Genomic DNA, 13,528 nt, shown 5'->3' with positions numbered 1-13,528 from the left:
GAGGGCGCATGAGTCCTCCCGTCACCGGAGCAATGAGACGATGGAAATCGGCCAGATTTGCCGAAAGCCGCGCTTGGTCCCGCCTCAGGCGCTCACCGTTTCGGGCGCTACGACGCGAGCGGTGAAGACGATCGCTTCGCCGGTCGATACGACGTCGATCGCCATACCGGCCTCTTCCGCCAGGAGTACCGTGTAATAGGGCTGGATCGAATGTGCGTCGACCGCCTCCTCCGGCGTGCCGGAGATGAGCTCCACCAGCTTGGGCGGCACGCGCATCATCCGACCCTTGGCATTGAGGGTGAATATCGCGTCGAACTCCGGATTTTCCAGAGTGATGTCGATGACGCCGCCACGCGGGATCGAGCCGTAAGCGATCAGGAACAGGTTCAGGAGCAGCTTGACGCGGTTCTTGGCGATGATCGCGCGCGGTCCGTTCCAGTTGACCTCGGTCTTCTTCTCCGAAGCGGCAAAATCCTTGGCGGCCTTCTCGGCCTCGCCGGTGTCGATCGAGGCACCGACCGAGCCCGATGCCCCGAAGGCAAGGCGCGCGAATTTCAGCCGTACCGAGGCATTGAGCGCGCTGGTGCGAATCAGGTCCATCGCGTCCGCATCGGCGCCGCCCTCGTCGAGGAGTTCGAGACCGTTGTTGATGGCGCCGACCGGCGAGATGATGTCGTGGCAGACGCGGCTGCACAGCAGCGCGGCCAGATCGTGTCCCGTCAACGTCAGATTCGGATTCTTTGCCATCATTCTTCCTTGCTCGCTTCAAACCGGATCACGGGCTGTCGCGGCGCCGGGCGCGCATAAGCCCGACGCAGCTCCCGCACGGTCGTGAGTAAGATCATGAGGCGGGCGGTCGTGCCATATGTCGATAAGCCATAATGACATCACATTTGGTAAATTTTCTATGAATGCGAAATCAAGGGCTTAAGGAAGGGTTATCCATATCATTTTCCCCGTTTGTTCCCGTGGTTATCCGCAGTGCCCCGGCGAGGATTTTCCCGCCGGGGCTTTGCTTTCCGCATCATCGAATCAGCCTGCCCGCCCTTATACCAGAATTCCCGATCCGCTTTCCCGGCCGTCGCGGCGCACAGCGCGCTTTGCGCCCTTGGCATGCCCAATCTATCCCGGCGATCGGAAACGCGCGTCAGCGGCCCGCTATGGCCGAAACAAAAAAGCCCGCCCCGGCGCGAAGCCAAGGGCGGGACGATTGGGCGCGGGCCGCCGGGCTAGGTTTGCCTAGCCCGCGCCGGGAGGAATGATCAGCGCGGGGCGGCCGGCGTCGCCGCCTCGATCCGCTGGAGGGTCTGATTGGTCAACGCGATCTGCGTCGATATCGATGACAGCTGATTGCGGAAATCGGAGAACTGATTGCTGTAGCTTTCGGTAATCCGGCCTATCCGGGTATCGAGTGCCTCAATGCCTTTCTCGTTCGCTGTAATGCGGTATTCGATCTGGTCCAGCTTGGCGAGGTTGCTGCGGAGGGTCGAAATCTGAGAGTCCACCACGGCATCATGCGAACGCACGCTGGCCTGTAAATCGCGATGCACGCCTTCATGCTGAATGCGCCATTCTTCCAGATCGGACAGCGCCGCTTGCGAGGCGCCCCATGCGATGCCGATGAACACGAACGTCGCGAGGAACCCGGCGACCGAAACCACCGTGTTGATATTGATCGTCCGGGTATCGACTTCGAAGGTCATCACACGCTGACTCCTAACAGCGGCAGCGCCCGCAACAGGATAATTAAGACGGCGATGACGATCACGACATATTCGGCCCATTGACCGGACGGCGCGGGGATGAATGGCGCCCGCCGGATCAGAAAGATTACCAGCCCGGCGATCAGCCCGACGACGAGAATCGTGATCGCCAAGGCAATCAGTGCCTCAATCATTGCGGCCTCCTATTTCCAGCACTTCTGCGCGCGCCCGAAAGCGTTGGTGCTGGCAACGCCTTGGCCGGTTGGAACTAGATCGGGATCGCTGGCCAGCTTAACGGCGCCGGCCGGGGTGACGGGTATCTTCCTCCACCCCGCGCAATTGCTGGCATTCGTCGTGCACCCCGCCGCCAAGAAGCTCATTGCAAAGAGCGATGCCGTCCAAGCCTTGAATCCGTTCATCAATCCGCTCCCTTTTCTCGATTGCGCGGATGGTATCTTTCAGCTGATCGGCGCGGATATCGGCGCGGCCTTTCCAATAGCCGACGCCGAACAGCGCGACGGCGATCGCCGCGACCCCGATCCATTTCCCCCAGGGTCCGGTAAGCAGCGCGATCATGCCGGCACCGCATCAAGGGCGTCGGCCAGCTTTGCCGCCCGCCGCTTCGCGTAATAGCGATATGCGATCCCGCCCGCCGCGAGCATGGCGCCGCCGATGGCGAGCACGGCGACCGTCGTGGTGATCCAATCGCCGGCCGAACTGAACGGCGTCAGCTGATCCTGAAGGGTTTGCAACGTGCCGGCGATGCCGCCCGCCCCGATCCCGCCGCCGGTCGCCGCATCGGCGGGTGCTGGCGACGGCGCCTTGCGGGCGTCCTCGATTGGCGCCTTTGTTTCGGCCCCGGCGATATGGACGGCGGCGACTTCCTCGGCCCCGGTTGCCTCGGCCTTGCCGATCGCCCGCACGTTCTGAACGCGCCGGGTCCAGCCGCCGGCAAAGTCCGGCCATGTATCGAGCGCGCGGAGGTAGATCATCCGGCGGTCGCAAATCCGATCTATCAGCGCGTCGTGATCCTCGACGGCCCCAAGCGCGGCGAAGGTGGCCAGCCCGATCACGCCGTCGATCTGGCCACGATAGGCCGAGCCGAGCGCCCGCTGTAGCCATTTGATGGATTGCTTCGGGCCGCAGTTTACCGCCCCGTCGAACACGACATAATCGACGCCCGCCGGCAACTTGTCGCCCTTGATCGCGTCCCAATACTGGCGCCGATAGATCGCGTCGCGCTCGGGCGCGGTTAGCTTCTGGACCGAGCGCGGCTGCAATTTCTTGCTGCGCCGATAGGCATCATATGTCCGCTGGATAATGCCCTGATTGGTGGCGCCGCCGGGGTCGCGCGGATGATTTACATACCCGCCCTCATGGACGAGCACCCGCGCCAGCGCCGCTTTGAAGCTGCTGGTCGCCATGATTTCTCCGATCGATTGGATTTAGCCGACGCGGAACTCAAAGAACCCGTCGTGGATCAGCCCCCGGCCGAGAACGTCATTGATGCCGCCCCGCACCGGATGCGGCGCCGAGGGCTGCGCCCAAAACTTGTCCTGCGTCCATGTGCTCGGGACCTTCATTTCGTGCATGATCAGCCAGAAGCCGTTCGGCCGCTTTTGCATGCGGAAGCGCGGGACGGAGTCCAGATAGGCACCCCATGCGTCGGCATCGTCCAGTTCGCCCGCGACGATATCGAACCATGTCCACCAATAATCCGCCTCGTCCGGCCGCCGATTGCCGATCACGGCCGCGATCACATCGGCGGCGGGTTTGACGAAACCGCCACGCCGGAAAATCTTCTCGGTCCCGGCCGTGAAGGTGCGCAGCTGGCCGACCGCCGCGCCCTCGGCATCCACCCTTATGTTCTGCGCCGATGTGCCGCCGAACATGCCGGGCAGGCCGGAAATCAAATCGATGTCGTTAAGCTCCCATCCGGTGTTTAGGACATTCGGCGATGTCAGCAAATTCGGCAGCGGCGTGGCCGGCTCCATAGCGCCGGGCGTAAAGAATACCTGCGTCGCCGGAAGCGCGTTGCCGAGGAAATCCTCGGTCGGGCGCGCAATGCCGAACTCCGCGTTGATATCCATTCCGACGCCATAGAGCGGCGAGTCATCGGCCGGCCGGAAATCCTCGGGATTGGTCCCGGAATCATTCACCAGCTGCGGGTTATCGACAAAGATGGTGTGGGTGCCGTGCAGAAATTCCTTATTGCCCGAGGCCGAAATCCATTGATCGACGGTCTCCCAATCGAAGCCGAACGCCCGCATCGCGGTGCCCTGGACGGAGTGGAAGCAATTGCCGTGGATTTGCATTGCGGTCGTCCGCACGTCGCACAGCAGCCCGGCGCCTTTCTGGAGAAAGATATTGTTGGCGATGACGCCGGTCGCATGGCTGAAATCGACGCCGCCGAACGTCTGGATTGAAAGGCATGTCGGCGAGAACGCACCAACCGTATCGACAACGATGGTGTTGTTGTAGACGCGGATGTTCTGAAAGTCCGAGGCGACCGGCCGCATGGTGCCGATGAACATTCCGAATTCCGAGCGGACGGTCTGGCCATCGCGTACCGACAGATTATAGCGGGCGACGTTGTTGGAATAATCGAGGAGCTTGTTTGCCGGATAGGCGGTATCGTCGAACGAGAAAATGATGATGCCGGGGCCGGTGCATCCCATCGAGAAATTGTATTCGAGGACGCAATCCTTGCAGCCGCCGTCCAGATCAAAGCCGCCGCCATCCGACCGCGCCGAGCGCTGCCGCAGCACCGTGTTCTTGCGGATCACGACGCCGATCGCATCCCACGCCCATATGCCGACCGGGCCGGCTTGGTTGGTGGAGTTTTCGCCGCAGTCCTCGGCGAGATTGTTCTCGACCAGCCCGCCCTCAGTCTGCGCGACGATGATCCCGGACCCGACGTGATTGGGCGCGTCCCGCTTGCCCTTGCAGCGGCGGACGGTATTGCCGCTGACGACGACATCCCGGTGCGATGCGGGATAGGTCGCCAGCCCCCAAAAGTCCGCCTCCTCGGCCGCGACGATGATGCCGCCGGTATGACCGCGCTCGTCGTTTTGGGTGCAATCCTCAACGATATTGGTGGTGATCTGGAGTCCGGTAAGCCCGGACGGATAATTGGCGACCGTCGCGAAAATGCCGTTGCGGCCATAGCCGCGCACCTCGCAACTATCGATCACCACGTCATCGACCTGAATGGCCTCGGCGTGGCTATTGATTGCCCGGATGCCGTGCGTGCCGTTGACGGTCGTGCCTGAGCCTTGCGCGATCAGCCGGCGGACCTCGGCGAAATCCGCATTGTCCAGCAGGACCGCCTCGGAATTGCCCGAGCTGATCGTGGCTTTACCGGTGCCATAGGAATTGTAGACGCAGCCGGGCCGAGCAAGCAGCGTTCCGGTGAAGGTGTCGCGGCCCCGGAAATAGAGCGTCTTGCCGGCCCTCGCGACGGCGTTTGCCATCTTGAGCGTCTTAAAAGGGCTGGCCTGCGTCCCGGCGCCGGTATCATCATTGCCGGCGGCCGAGAAGTAGATCGCGGCAGGCAGCGAGTCGAAGTTCGGTTGCCAGATAATGTCTTCGCCGAGATAGACGCGGGCGACCTGACTGGCGCCGACCCGGAGATCGGCGATCTCAGCGCTGCCAAGGTTGATCACACCGGATTCCTCCTGCCGCTCGCCCAATTGATGAAGCGGTCAAACTCGCCGGGCTTCATGGTGGTGGTATCGACGATGACCACATCTCGAATAATGCAGTCGCAATATTGGGTGGGCGCCGCCAAGGCATCGGCGCCGATCCGGGTCCGCCCGGCCTCGGTGCGCAAAGCCAGCGTGTTGACGCCGGCAAACTCGTCCTCGATCGCCACGGTCGTATTCACATCGCCGAAAAAGGCGGTGACGGCATGGATGCCGGAAAAGTTCTGTGTGCCCTCATAGATCGGATAAGTCGAAAAGGTGTTGCCGATATCCGCCGCCGCGCGATTGACGCCCGCTACGACAAGGCGCTGGACCTTGCGTTGCGTGAAAGCGGTGTTGCCATAGGAAAAGAGAGTCTTCGGCACGGTCGCGCTGGCGGGCGAAAGCTGATCGCAGACGATCAACACCGCGCCTTCATCGCCCTCGACCGGCCACGGCGAGGTGCTCATCGATAGATAGGTTTGCCCGGAGGATGAGAACGTGACGCCTGGCGATGCGGCAAAACTGGTAGCCGAATAGACCGGCCGGCGAGCATCAGTGCCTTGCGCCATGGCATGGCCGGCGATCACATCGCGCCATTGCGAAACCTTGCCGCCGACAAGCGTCAGCGACGAGGCATCATCGGCGCGCCACCATGCCAAGGTCGAGAGGGACCCGAGCGGATAGGAGCCCGGCGGATAAACAATCTCATCGCCAAGATAGGCGCGGCTGATCAGATCGCTGCCCACGTGGAGGGCGGCGACCTTGCCGGTTCCGACATACATGGAGTGGGCCTAACCGACGATGATGTAGAGCGTGTTGGCGTCCTTGGTGCCGAGCGCATTGTATTGCGCCTGCGTCAGCTTGACGATCGTGGAGACGGCGGTGGACCCCACCCGCTCCATGCCCCACTGCCGGATTTGCGATTTTTCGGGATCATAGGGACCGGAAGACGGAACGCCGTCCACATTGAAATCGCGCCAGATTTCGTTTGCCGTAGCCATTCGATTTCTCCCTTATCAGATGATTGTTGCGGTCACCGGGCCGGATGCCGGCCCCTCGACCAGCGCCGCGTTTTCGGGGATCGCGTAGTAATTCCACACGCCCTGCGGCGCGCATGTGCCGGTTTCCGCGAAGATCACGGCGTCATCGATCGAGCCGCCGAAGTCGGTCGATGCGTCCACCTGGAACGTGGTGTTTCCGCTGGCGGCGGTCAGCTTGAGCAATTTCCGCTCATTGCCCCAAATCCACTCGCCATCAACGGGGGTGCCGCCGGTCAGGCGCGTTTGGAGCGCCCCGGCGTCGTAATCGAGGATGGTATATGCGATGCGATAGACAGTGCCCGCCGCCAGCGTGACCGCCTGAGAAATGCCGCCATAGACGCCGAGCGCGTGCGATGCCTTGCCGTTGGCGATTGCCCACCCGGCGGTCGTCGTCCAGCCCACGTCGCTCGAAAATCCCGGATTGGTGAGCAGATTGACGGGTGTCGCGTCGCCATCGGTCAGCGATATCGTATCGTTCGGAGCGGCCGAAATCCGGGTAAGGAAATGCGTCGTCTTGTTCAGCGCTTGGCCGAATGGCACGCGGTAGATGGCAATGGTGTTGAGATTGCCGTCCACGGTCGCGGTATCGAAATTGAGCGTGGCGCGGCCCAACCCGCCGACCGCTGTGAAGGAGTCGAGCGCCGCCGGATCGCCGCTTGGCGTGCCGAGCGCACTCACCGACCAATTGCCCTCCAAGCCGCGCTCGGTCACATAGCGAAGCTGGAATTCATATTCGACGTTCTCTGTTAGCGCCGGGGTCGTGAAGGTGGACGCGGCATTGGCCAGCACGCCGGACTCCGTCCACGTGCTCTGGTTTGTCCGCTTCCAGCGCGCCTCAATATTGAGGATCGGCGACGGCGACGGCTCAAAGGAAAGCTCGGCGGCCATGCCGACGAAGGTCACTGTCGGCGGGTCGGGCACCGGGATTTCGTCGTCGGTCTCGGAATTCTCAGATACCGGCGCGTCGCCCTGTTCCTGATCCGGGTCCCATGAATAGGCGGTGGCCGGCATCGAGTGCACCTGAATGGTCACGCCGACCAGAAGCCCGCCCTCATCGATGACAAAGCGGAAATCGTCCACTTCGAAAACGGAGTTGATGCCGAGCAACGGATAATCGATCCGGACGAAGCGTTCGCCGAAGGCGGCGAGGCCGCGCAGGTTACATTGGAAGGTGGCAATCCATGCGGGATTCGCCCGCCACGCCGCCAATTTCATCAGCCGCCGCGCTTGGCTGTGGCTTGGCGCCATATTCAGCTGAATGTCCTGCTCGATCTCGCCCCGAAGGGATACGTCCTCGGCATCGACCCACGGATCGGCGTCGGCCGCCTGATAATCCTGCGACGGATCAAGAAACGTGGCGCGGACGGTGTTTGCGGTCGTCAGGATATCGCGGCCACGGCCAAGCTCGGAAAAGCCGGTGATTGAGTCGTTATCGAGGACCACCGCCGGCTCGGCCCACGTTCCGATATCCAGCGTCAGCCCGCCGTCAGCAGTCGGCACCAACCGGCCATCGCAGGCGGCCAGCATGCGGCTCAGCACGTCGGCCGGCCGCTCGTCCATCTGGTAGGAGCCCCAAAGGCGATAGCGCGGCTCGGACAATCCGCCCTTGAGCGGGACCGTTTCCGCCGCCCGCGTAAAAGCCGTGCGCCAGCCCGCGTGGGCCTTGGCGGTGGCGACGAATTTCTCCGGGAGGCGCATGCCATCCTGATGCGTCATGTAATCCCGGATCACCGCAGCGGCGTTGTCGCTCCATGCGGTCGCGCCGGTAATCGGATTTTTGACCTTGGCGCCCCGGAAGACGAGGCGGACGGTGGTGTTGATGCCGTTCGGGAAATTGCGCAGGTAGTTTTTTTGCTCGACCGCGTATTGCGTCACGAAAACCGACGCCACGCCGTCGCCGCGATGCTCGGCCGTCCAGCTATCCGGGAAGACGGCGGCAAGCTCGTCGTAATAGGTCTCGGTGGTTTTGCCGAGGCGCGCGCGGAGCCGAACATTCGTCCCGGTCTTGCCGGTCACGGCATCGGGCGTGACCTGCTTATCATCAATCCAGTATTCCTCAATCGCATCAATTTCCCCCTGCCCGATCGCGAGGACCTTGTAGAAATGCCCGCCCTTGGCCTCGGCAAAGACCCATGTCCCGGAGGCTTTCGCCCGGCCGTAATGGCGGACCCTCGGCGCCGTCGCCTGCCGGAACGATTGCTGCACGTCCTCGGGCTTGGGTTGCTTCGGCCTGTTGAACGCGCTGACCAGATAGGACAGGCCGATGGACAGGCCGAGTTTCAGCAAGGCGGTGCCGATCGCGGTGGAGCCGATCGCCCCGAACAATCCGGCGACGGTGGAGGCGATCCCGGATACGGCGGCGCCGATCGCCCCAATGATGCCCACTACCGCCGCAGGCATTCGATCCTCCACGCCTTCCAAAGCGCGGCCGGTGCGACGCCGATCAGGCCGGACTCATCGCGGCAAATCCATACCGACCCCGCGAGGATCGCCACGCAAAGCCGGCCCTCATGGAAGACGAGCCCCACGTCGCCAATCCTTGGCTCGGCGGTTTTCTTGAAGCCAGCGGCGCGCATCACGCGATTGACGGCCACGGCAATGCTGCCGGGCTCGCGCAGCCATTCCAGAGCCTCGGCCTCGTCGCGGTGGCGGCGGCCGAAAAGGTCCATAGGGGAAAAGCCGGCGACGGCCTGCACCCAGCGATCGGCCATGGCGGCGCAATCGCTCTTGCCCCATGAAAACGGCCGGGAAAGCTCGGCCGTGATGAATTCATCAACCGTCATCAGTAATCCGGGTAGCGGAATGATTTGTAGACGAGGCTGGCCGTGAACTGGAAAAAGCGGTCGCCAGGCGAGCGGTTCTGCTGGTCGCGATCCGTGTAGCGGCCGAAGGGCGGGCGCGATCGACCGAAGAAAGCATTCTCGGCCGTCAGCGTGATTGTCTGAACCGCGCCTTCAAGGTCGCGGACTTGGGTCCGGGAAATGCGGGGCGGCTGCATGTAGCCCCACCAGATCGGCGCCGGGACCCCGAACGGTTGCCAATCCTCGTTGAATAGCTGGATGAAAACGGTGACGGTCTGCTGATCGACCTCGGGCGTTTCATCAATCGCGACTTTCAGGAAATCGGCCGCCTGATTTGGCAGGCCGTTCAGCTGTAGCGTGATGGATTCGGAGACGGCCGACGTTGGCATGGAAAGGCCGTCCACGATGCCATAGCCATACATCGGGAGCCATTTCCTGCCGCCGGCCATAAGCTCGGTATTGCCATTCCAGACGCGAATAGTTTCCGATCGGAACGCCATCTCGACCAGCAAGTCGCAGCGCACAACGGCGCCGCTCATTGCCTCGATCTGGTCGGCACTGAAAAACGACGACATCAAACATCCTCGATGAAATTGACGGTGGGGAAGGACCAGCGGCCATAATCCAGCGGCAGGTCCATTTCGGCATCGGAGGCAAGGCGCATCCGGCACACTGGATCATCAAGCTCCACCCGCTGGCTGGCTGCGGCGGCCTCGCGGGCCGGCGGCCGGAATGTCACCGCCGCGACTGTGGCCGATGTCCAAGTGACGGTGCGCAGCCGATAAAGCCGCTCGCCGAGGGAGAAGATTTGGCCGGGCTGCATCTTGGCGCCGGCCGCAACGACATTGAACGTCGCCGAGACCGCGCGCGATGCGACGGCCGAGAGAAGGCGCACGTCATTGACCGAGCCCTGATAGCCGGTGCCATCGGTAAAGCGGGTATTGTCGGAATGCGCCACCGGGTTCCAGAGACCGAGCGCCTCGGCATTGGGCGGCTCCGGCTGATACCAGTGCGAAAGCGGGACGAGGATCGGCTGGATACGGCCCTCAAGCGTGGCCGCGATCGCCCGCCACGTCAGCACCGCATTGCCATTGACAACCGGGATGCCGCCGAAGGCGACTTTCCAGAGGCCAGCGTCGGACGCGACGACTTGCTGGACCCCGGACACGGCGGCCGGGGCGGCCATGGATCGCGGGGCGATATCGGCGACAATCTCGCGCGGCGGCAAGATATCGAGCGGCCAACGTAGCGTCATGATCACATTGACCGCGATTGCGCGTTGGCGATCAGGTGCGGCATGCTGGACTTGACTTGCCGCACGGCCATTGCCGCGCCCGTCTGCGCCGCCTTGGAGCCCATGTCGGTCACATAGGCGCGAATTCTGCCGTCATCATCGACAGTCACGCCGACCTGGACCGCGACCGGGGCACCGTGCCGCGTCTCCTGCCCCGGCTTGGTGACGCTGACGCGCTCATTCGGCGAGGCGCGGAAGGCGACAATCTGGCTATCGGCGCCGCCGGCCCCGCCGACTTTGAACGAGCCGCCATTGGCAAAGCCGAACAGACTGCCGATCAAGCCAAAGATTCCACCACCACCGCCGCCGCGTACGGAGCGGAGGCCGGCCCATGGATCGCTCCCACCACCGCCGCCGCCGAACAGCGTTTGGAACGCTTGGTTCACCAGCATTTGCGCCAGCTGGCCGAGAAGGTCTTTCAGAACGTCCTTGACCTTTTTGGAGCCGTCTATAAGGCCCTGGAACGCGCTGGTAAGCATCCCGGAAATCGTGCCGCCGATCTGCTGCACGCCATTGAAGGCGCCTGTGATCGCCCCGGCGGATTCTTGCGCGGCGCTCAATGCCAAAGGCTGGTTGGCCATGATGCCATTGGCGAGGCCCTGAATGACGTAGCCGCCGATTTCATGCATGACGCGCGACGGCGAGTGCGTCTGGAGCGGGTTTTTGATGAAATTGATGACGCCATGGCCGATCGAGGAAAGGCCGCCTTTGACGGCGTTCCACCTTTGCTGAATGCCGCTATAGAGGCCATCAATAATATCTGTGCCGATCGCGGCCATTTGGCCGGGGATCGCTTTGAAGGCGGCGACGATTTCGTGCCCGAACGCGGCGAGGCCGGCCTTGACCACCTCCCACCGTGCTTTGATGGCATTCCAGAGCCCATCAATGATCTGCCCGCCGACTTCCGCCATGCGCGCGGGCAGCGCCATGAAGGCCGCAATGACCTCCTGCCCGAACGACTGCATCGCGGCGACAAGCTGATTGCGCTTCTCGATGATGCGGTTCCAAGCCGCCTCGAATTCCGCCCACGCGCCCGTCACCAGCGCAGTAATGTCCTGCCCGAGCTTTCCGATTGCCATCCCGAGTTCAGCGACGCCCGCGCCGAATTCCACCATCTTGACGGCGAAGTTGGCGATTGCCGGGGCGTTCTGGACGAGCCATTCGGAGAAGGCGACCATATGCGGCAGGAGTTGGGTCGCCACCCGCGCGGCGAGATTGCCGATGACGCCGGTCAGCCGCGAAATATTGTCATTGAAGGCCTCGGCATTTGCGCCCATTTCCTTCGAGAAAACCTGCCCGAAGGAATCGGCCTCGGCCATCATCTGGCTCAAGGCCGCCGAGCCGCCATTCAGCAGCGGAATCATTTCGGCGCCGGATTTACCGAGGAGCTTCATCGCCAGCGCGGTTTTTTCCGCGCCATCCGGCATGGCCGCGAATTTGTCGGACAGCTGGACGAGGACATCTTGCGACGACCGCATCGAGCCATCAGCGTTGGTCAATTCAATACCGAGCTTCTGGAAGGCCGCCGCCACCTCGCTGGTGGGCTTGGCCAGCGCGTCGGTCATATTGACGGAGAGTTTGCGGACCCCGGTGGCAAGCGTCTGCATTGAGACGCCCGACAGATCGGCGACATATTTCAGCCGCGATAGCTCCTCAATCGGAATGCCGATCTTCTGAGCCATTTTCGACATGTCGTCGGCGGCGTCGATCGCGCCCTTTACCGAGACGCCGAAAGCGGCCAAGCCGGCGGCGGCTGCTGCGGCGCCAGCTATGAGCCCAGTCTTTGCCATCGAGCCGAAGCGCGACAGCCCGGACTGCGCCTTTTTCAATCCATCCTGAAAGGCGGCGCTATCGAGTCCGAGGTTAACCCGGAGGGCGCCGATGACCGCTGATGTCATGATTTTTCCTCTGCCTTGAGGCGAGCCACGTGCGCGCCACCGCCTCGATTTCCTCGGGCGACATGCGGCGCTTGCCGGCGGGCGCGCCGTGGAGAAGCGTTTTCAGTTTCGGGAGTCGGGTCTGGCGGGCGAGCGCCTCGATATGCCAAGCCAGCCACGCCCGCTCGTTATGCTGGCGTTTCAGGCGATTAGCGCAGCCCTCAAGGATGACGGTGATTTCCCGGACGGTAAGCCGCCAGAACCGCGCGGGGTCCTGACCGCTTTCGACCCATGTCCGCAACAGATCGACCGGATTCAGGCCGCCCGCCCCGGTTTCCGCGCCGGGGCTTTCCGAGGGTTTGCGTTGTCCGCCGCCTCCGGGAAGGCAAGCTGAAAGGCGCGGCCAATCGCCTCCATAACCGCCGGCATGCCGGCCTCGCTGGCGATGGCGCCCGCCTCTTTCAGATCGACTTCCTCATGATAGTCGCGCAGCGCCGCCCAGATCAGCGCGCGGACGGTCGTCATGCGGATGTCCTCGGGCTTGTTGAGGGTGGCGGCGATCTGCGGGACCGGCTGGCCGAGAAGCTCCTCAAGCTCGCAAATCGCGTTGATCGAGAACGATAGGGTATAGGCCCGGTCGCCGACGTTGAACGCGACGGAGCCACGGTGTGGATTTGCCATGATCAGGGTGCCTCATCCCAAGTTTCGGCCCCGGATACCGCCACGGTCACGGTCGCGGTCATCTTGTCATCGACCGGGATTTCTTTCTCGTAGCCGGTGATGACCGCGTTATAGGTGACGCGGTGGCCATTCGGGAAAGTGATGCGGTGCTGGACCGAGGCGCCGCTATCGAGGAGGCCCCTGATCAGCACGTCACTTGCGCTGCCGGGTACGAAATTCATCTCGAAAGATGCCTCGCCGTTGTCGATCAGGCCGGCGATATATTCGCGGCGCCGGTTCGGGCTTTGCATATGCGTGGCGTCGATGCGATCGACCTCGGCGGCGCCGGGCGTGACGGAATTGACCTCCGCGACAAACGCGAAGGCGGGAGTGGTTAGGCTGGCATCCCAAATCTCATAGGTGGTGGACCAGCCGATTGCAGCGGCAGTAACCATGACGGCGCTCCT

General features: G+C 62.9%; 16 protein-coding genes. All 16 read right to left on the bottom strand.

Annotated elements, in window-relative coordinates:
• Positions 1 to 84: 84 nt before the first annotated feature.
• The 16 genes from chpT to JOH52_RS09540 all read right to left on the bottom strand — a co-directional run bounded on the left by chpT (position 85) and on the right by JOH52_RS09540 (position 13,516).
• Positions 85 to 747 carry a histidine phosphotransferase ChpT gene (gene chpT, locus JOH52_RS09615; RefSeq protein ID WP_003527560.1) on the bottom strand — a complete coding sequence of 221 codons (663 nt, stop codon included), beginning with the start codon at positions 745 to 747 and terminating at the stop codon, positions 85 to 87.
• 515 nt (positions 748 to 1,262) lie between these two features.
• Positions 1,263 to 1,703, bottom strand: a complete 441-nt coding sequence (locus tag JOH52_RS09610; protein WP_017265657.1) for a hypothetical protein — start codon at positions 1,701 to 1,703, stop codon at positions 1,263 to 1,265.
• Positions 1,703 to 1,897 (bottom strand): hypothetical protein, encoded by a 195-nt coding sequence (locus JOH52_RS09605; RefSeq protein ID WP_127650699.1) that lies wholly within the window; start codon positions 1,895 to 1,897, stop codon positions 1,703 to 1,705. The genes JOH52_RS09610 and JOH52_RS09605 overlap by 1 nt, the downstream gene beginning before the upstream one ends.
• Before the next feature lie 97 nt (positions 1,898 to 1,994).
• Positions 1,995 to 2,279, bottom strand: coding sequence for a TrbC/VirB2 family protein (locus tag JOH52_RS09600; protein WP_088196873.1), 285 nt, complete (start codon positions 2,277 to 2,279; stop codon positions 1,995 to 1,997).
• On the bottom strand, positions 2,276 to 3,127 hold the full coding sequence (locus JOH52_RS09595) for a glycoside hydrolase family 108 protein (RefSeq protein WP_127650701.1): 852 nt from the start codon (positions 3,125 to 3,127) through the stop codon (positions 2,276 to 2,278). The genes JOH52_RS09600 and JOH52_RS09595 overlap by 4 nt, the downstream gene beginning before the upstream one ends.
• Before the next feature lie 21 nt (positions 3,128 to 3,148).
• Positions 3,149 to 5,368 (bottom strand): right-handed parallel beta-helix repeat-containing protein, encoded by a 2,220-nt coding sequence (locus JOH52_RS09590; RefSeq protein ID WP_127650703.1) that lies wholly within the window; start codon positions 5,366 to 5,368, stop codon positions 3,149 to 3,151.
• The gene (locus JOH52_RS09585; protein WP_127632538.1) at positions 5,365 to 6,171 is read right to left on the bottom strand and encodes a hypothetical protein; all 807 of its coding nucleotides are present in this window, start codon (positions 6,169 to 6,171) and stop codon (positions 5,365 to 5,367) included. The genes JOH52_RS09590 and JOH52_RS09585 overlap by 4 nt, the downstream gene beginning before the upstream one ends.
• 9 nt (positions 6,172 to 6,180) lie before the next feature.
• The gene (locus JOH52_RS09580) at positions 6,181 to 6,390 is read right to left on the bottom strand and encodes a phage upper tail fiber protein (RefSeq protein WP_013844682.1); all 210 of its coding nucleotides are present in this window, start codon (positions 6,388 to 6,390) and stop codon (positions 6,181 to 6,183) included.
• A gap of 15 nt (positions 6,391 to 6,405) precedes the next feature.
• Positions 6,406 to 8,829, bottom strand: a complete 2,424-nt coding sequence (locus JOH52_RS09575; protein WP_153530230.1) for a phage tail protein — start codon at positions 8,827 to 8,829, stop codon at positions 6,406 to 6,408.
• Positions 8,814 to 9,212, bottom strand: coding sequence for a DUF6950 family protein (locus JOH52_RS09570; protein WP_014529302.1), 399 nt, complete (start codon positions 9,210 to 9,212; stop codon positions 8,814 to 8,816). Before JOH52_RS09570 ends, JOH52_RS09575 begins: the two co-directional genes overlap by 16 nt.
• A complete protein-coding gene (locus JOH52_RS09565) occupies positions 9,212 to 9,805 on the bottom strand; it encodes a hypothetical protein (protein ID WP_014529301.1) in 594 nt (197 codons plus the stop codon). Before JOH52_RS09565 ends, JOH52_RS09570 begins: the two co-directional genes overlap by 1 nt.
• Positions 9,805 to 10,485: a hypothetical protein gene (locus tag JOH52_RS09560; protein WP_014529300.1), complete on the bottom strand. Its 681-nt coding sequence runs from the start codon at positions 10,483 to 10,485 to the stop codon at positions 9,805 to 9,807. Before JOH52_RS09560 ends, JOH52_RS09565 begins: the two co-directional genes overlap by 1 nt.
• 2 nt (positions 10,486 to 10,487) lie before the next feature.
• Positions 10,488 to 12,422, bottom strand: coding sequence for a phage tail tape measure protein (locus tag JOH52_RS09555; RefSeq protein ID WP_153530112.1), 1,935 nt, complete (start codon positions 12,420 to 12,422; stop codon positions 10,488 to 10,490).
• Positions 12,388 to 12,702 carry a hypothetical protein gene (locus JOH52_RS09550; RefSeq protein ID WP_017274271.1) on the bottom strand — a complete coding sequence of 105 codons (315 nt, stop codon included), beginning with the start codon at positions 12,700 to 12,702 and terminating at the stop codon, positions 12,388 to 12,390. The genes JOH52_RS09555 and JOH52_RS09550 overlap by 35 nt, the downstream gene beginning before the upstream one ends.
• A gap of 14 nt (positions 12,703 to 12,716) precedes the next feature.
• Positions 12,717 to 13,082, bottom strand: coding sequence for a GTA-gp10 family protein (locus JOH52_RS09545; protein WP_013844688.1), 366 nt, complete (start codon positions 13,080 to 13,082; stop codon positions 12,717 to 12,719).
• A gap of 2 nt (positions 13,083 to 13,084) precedes the next feature.
• Positions 13,085 to 13,516 (bottom strand): phage tail tube protein, encoded by a 432-nt coding sequence (locus JOH52_RS09540; RefSeq protein WP_013844689.1) that lies wholly within the window; start codon positions 13,514 to 13,516, stop codon positions 13,085 to 13,087.
• Positions 13,517 to 13,528: the final 12 nt, after the last annotated feature.

The organism is Sinorhizobium meliloti, assembly GCF_017876815.1.
Taxonomy (GTDB): domain Bacteria; phylum Pseudomonadota; class Alphaproteobacteria; order Rhizobiales; family Rhizobiaceae; genus Sinorhizobium; species Sinorhizobium meliloti.
Note: the sequence above shows the minus strand (reverse complement) of the source record. Positions and strands in the feature narration are given on the sequence as shown.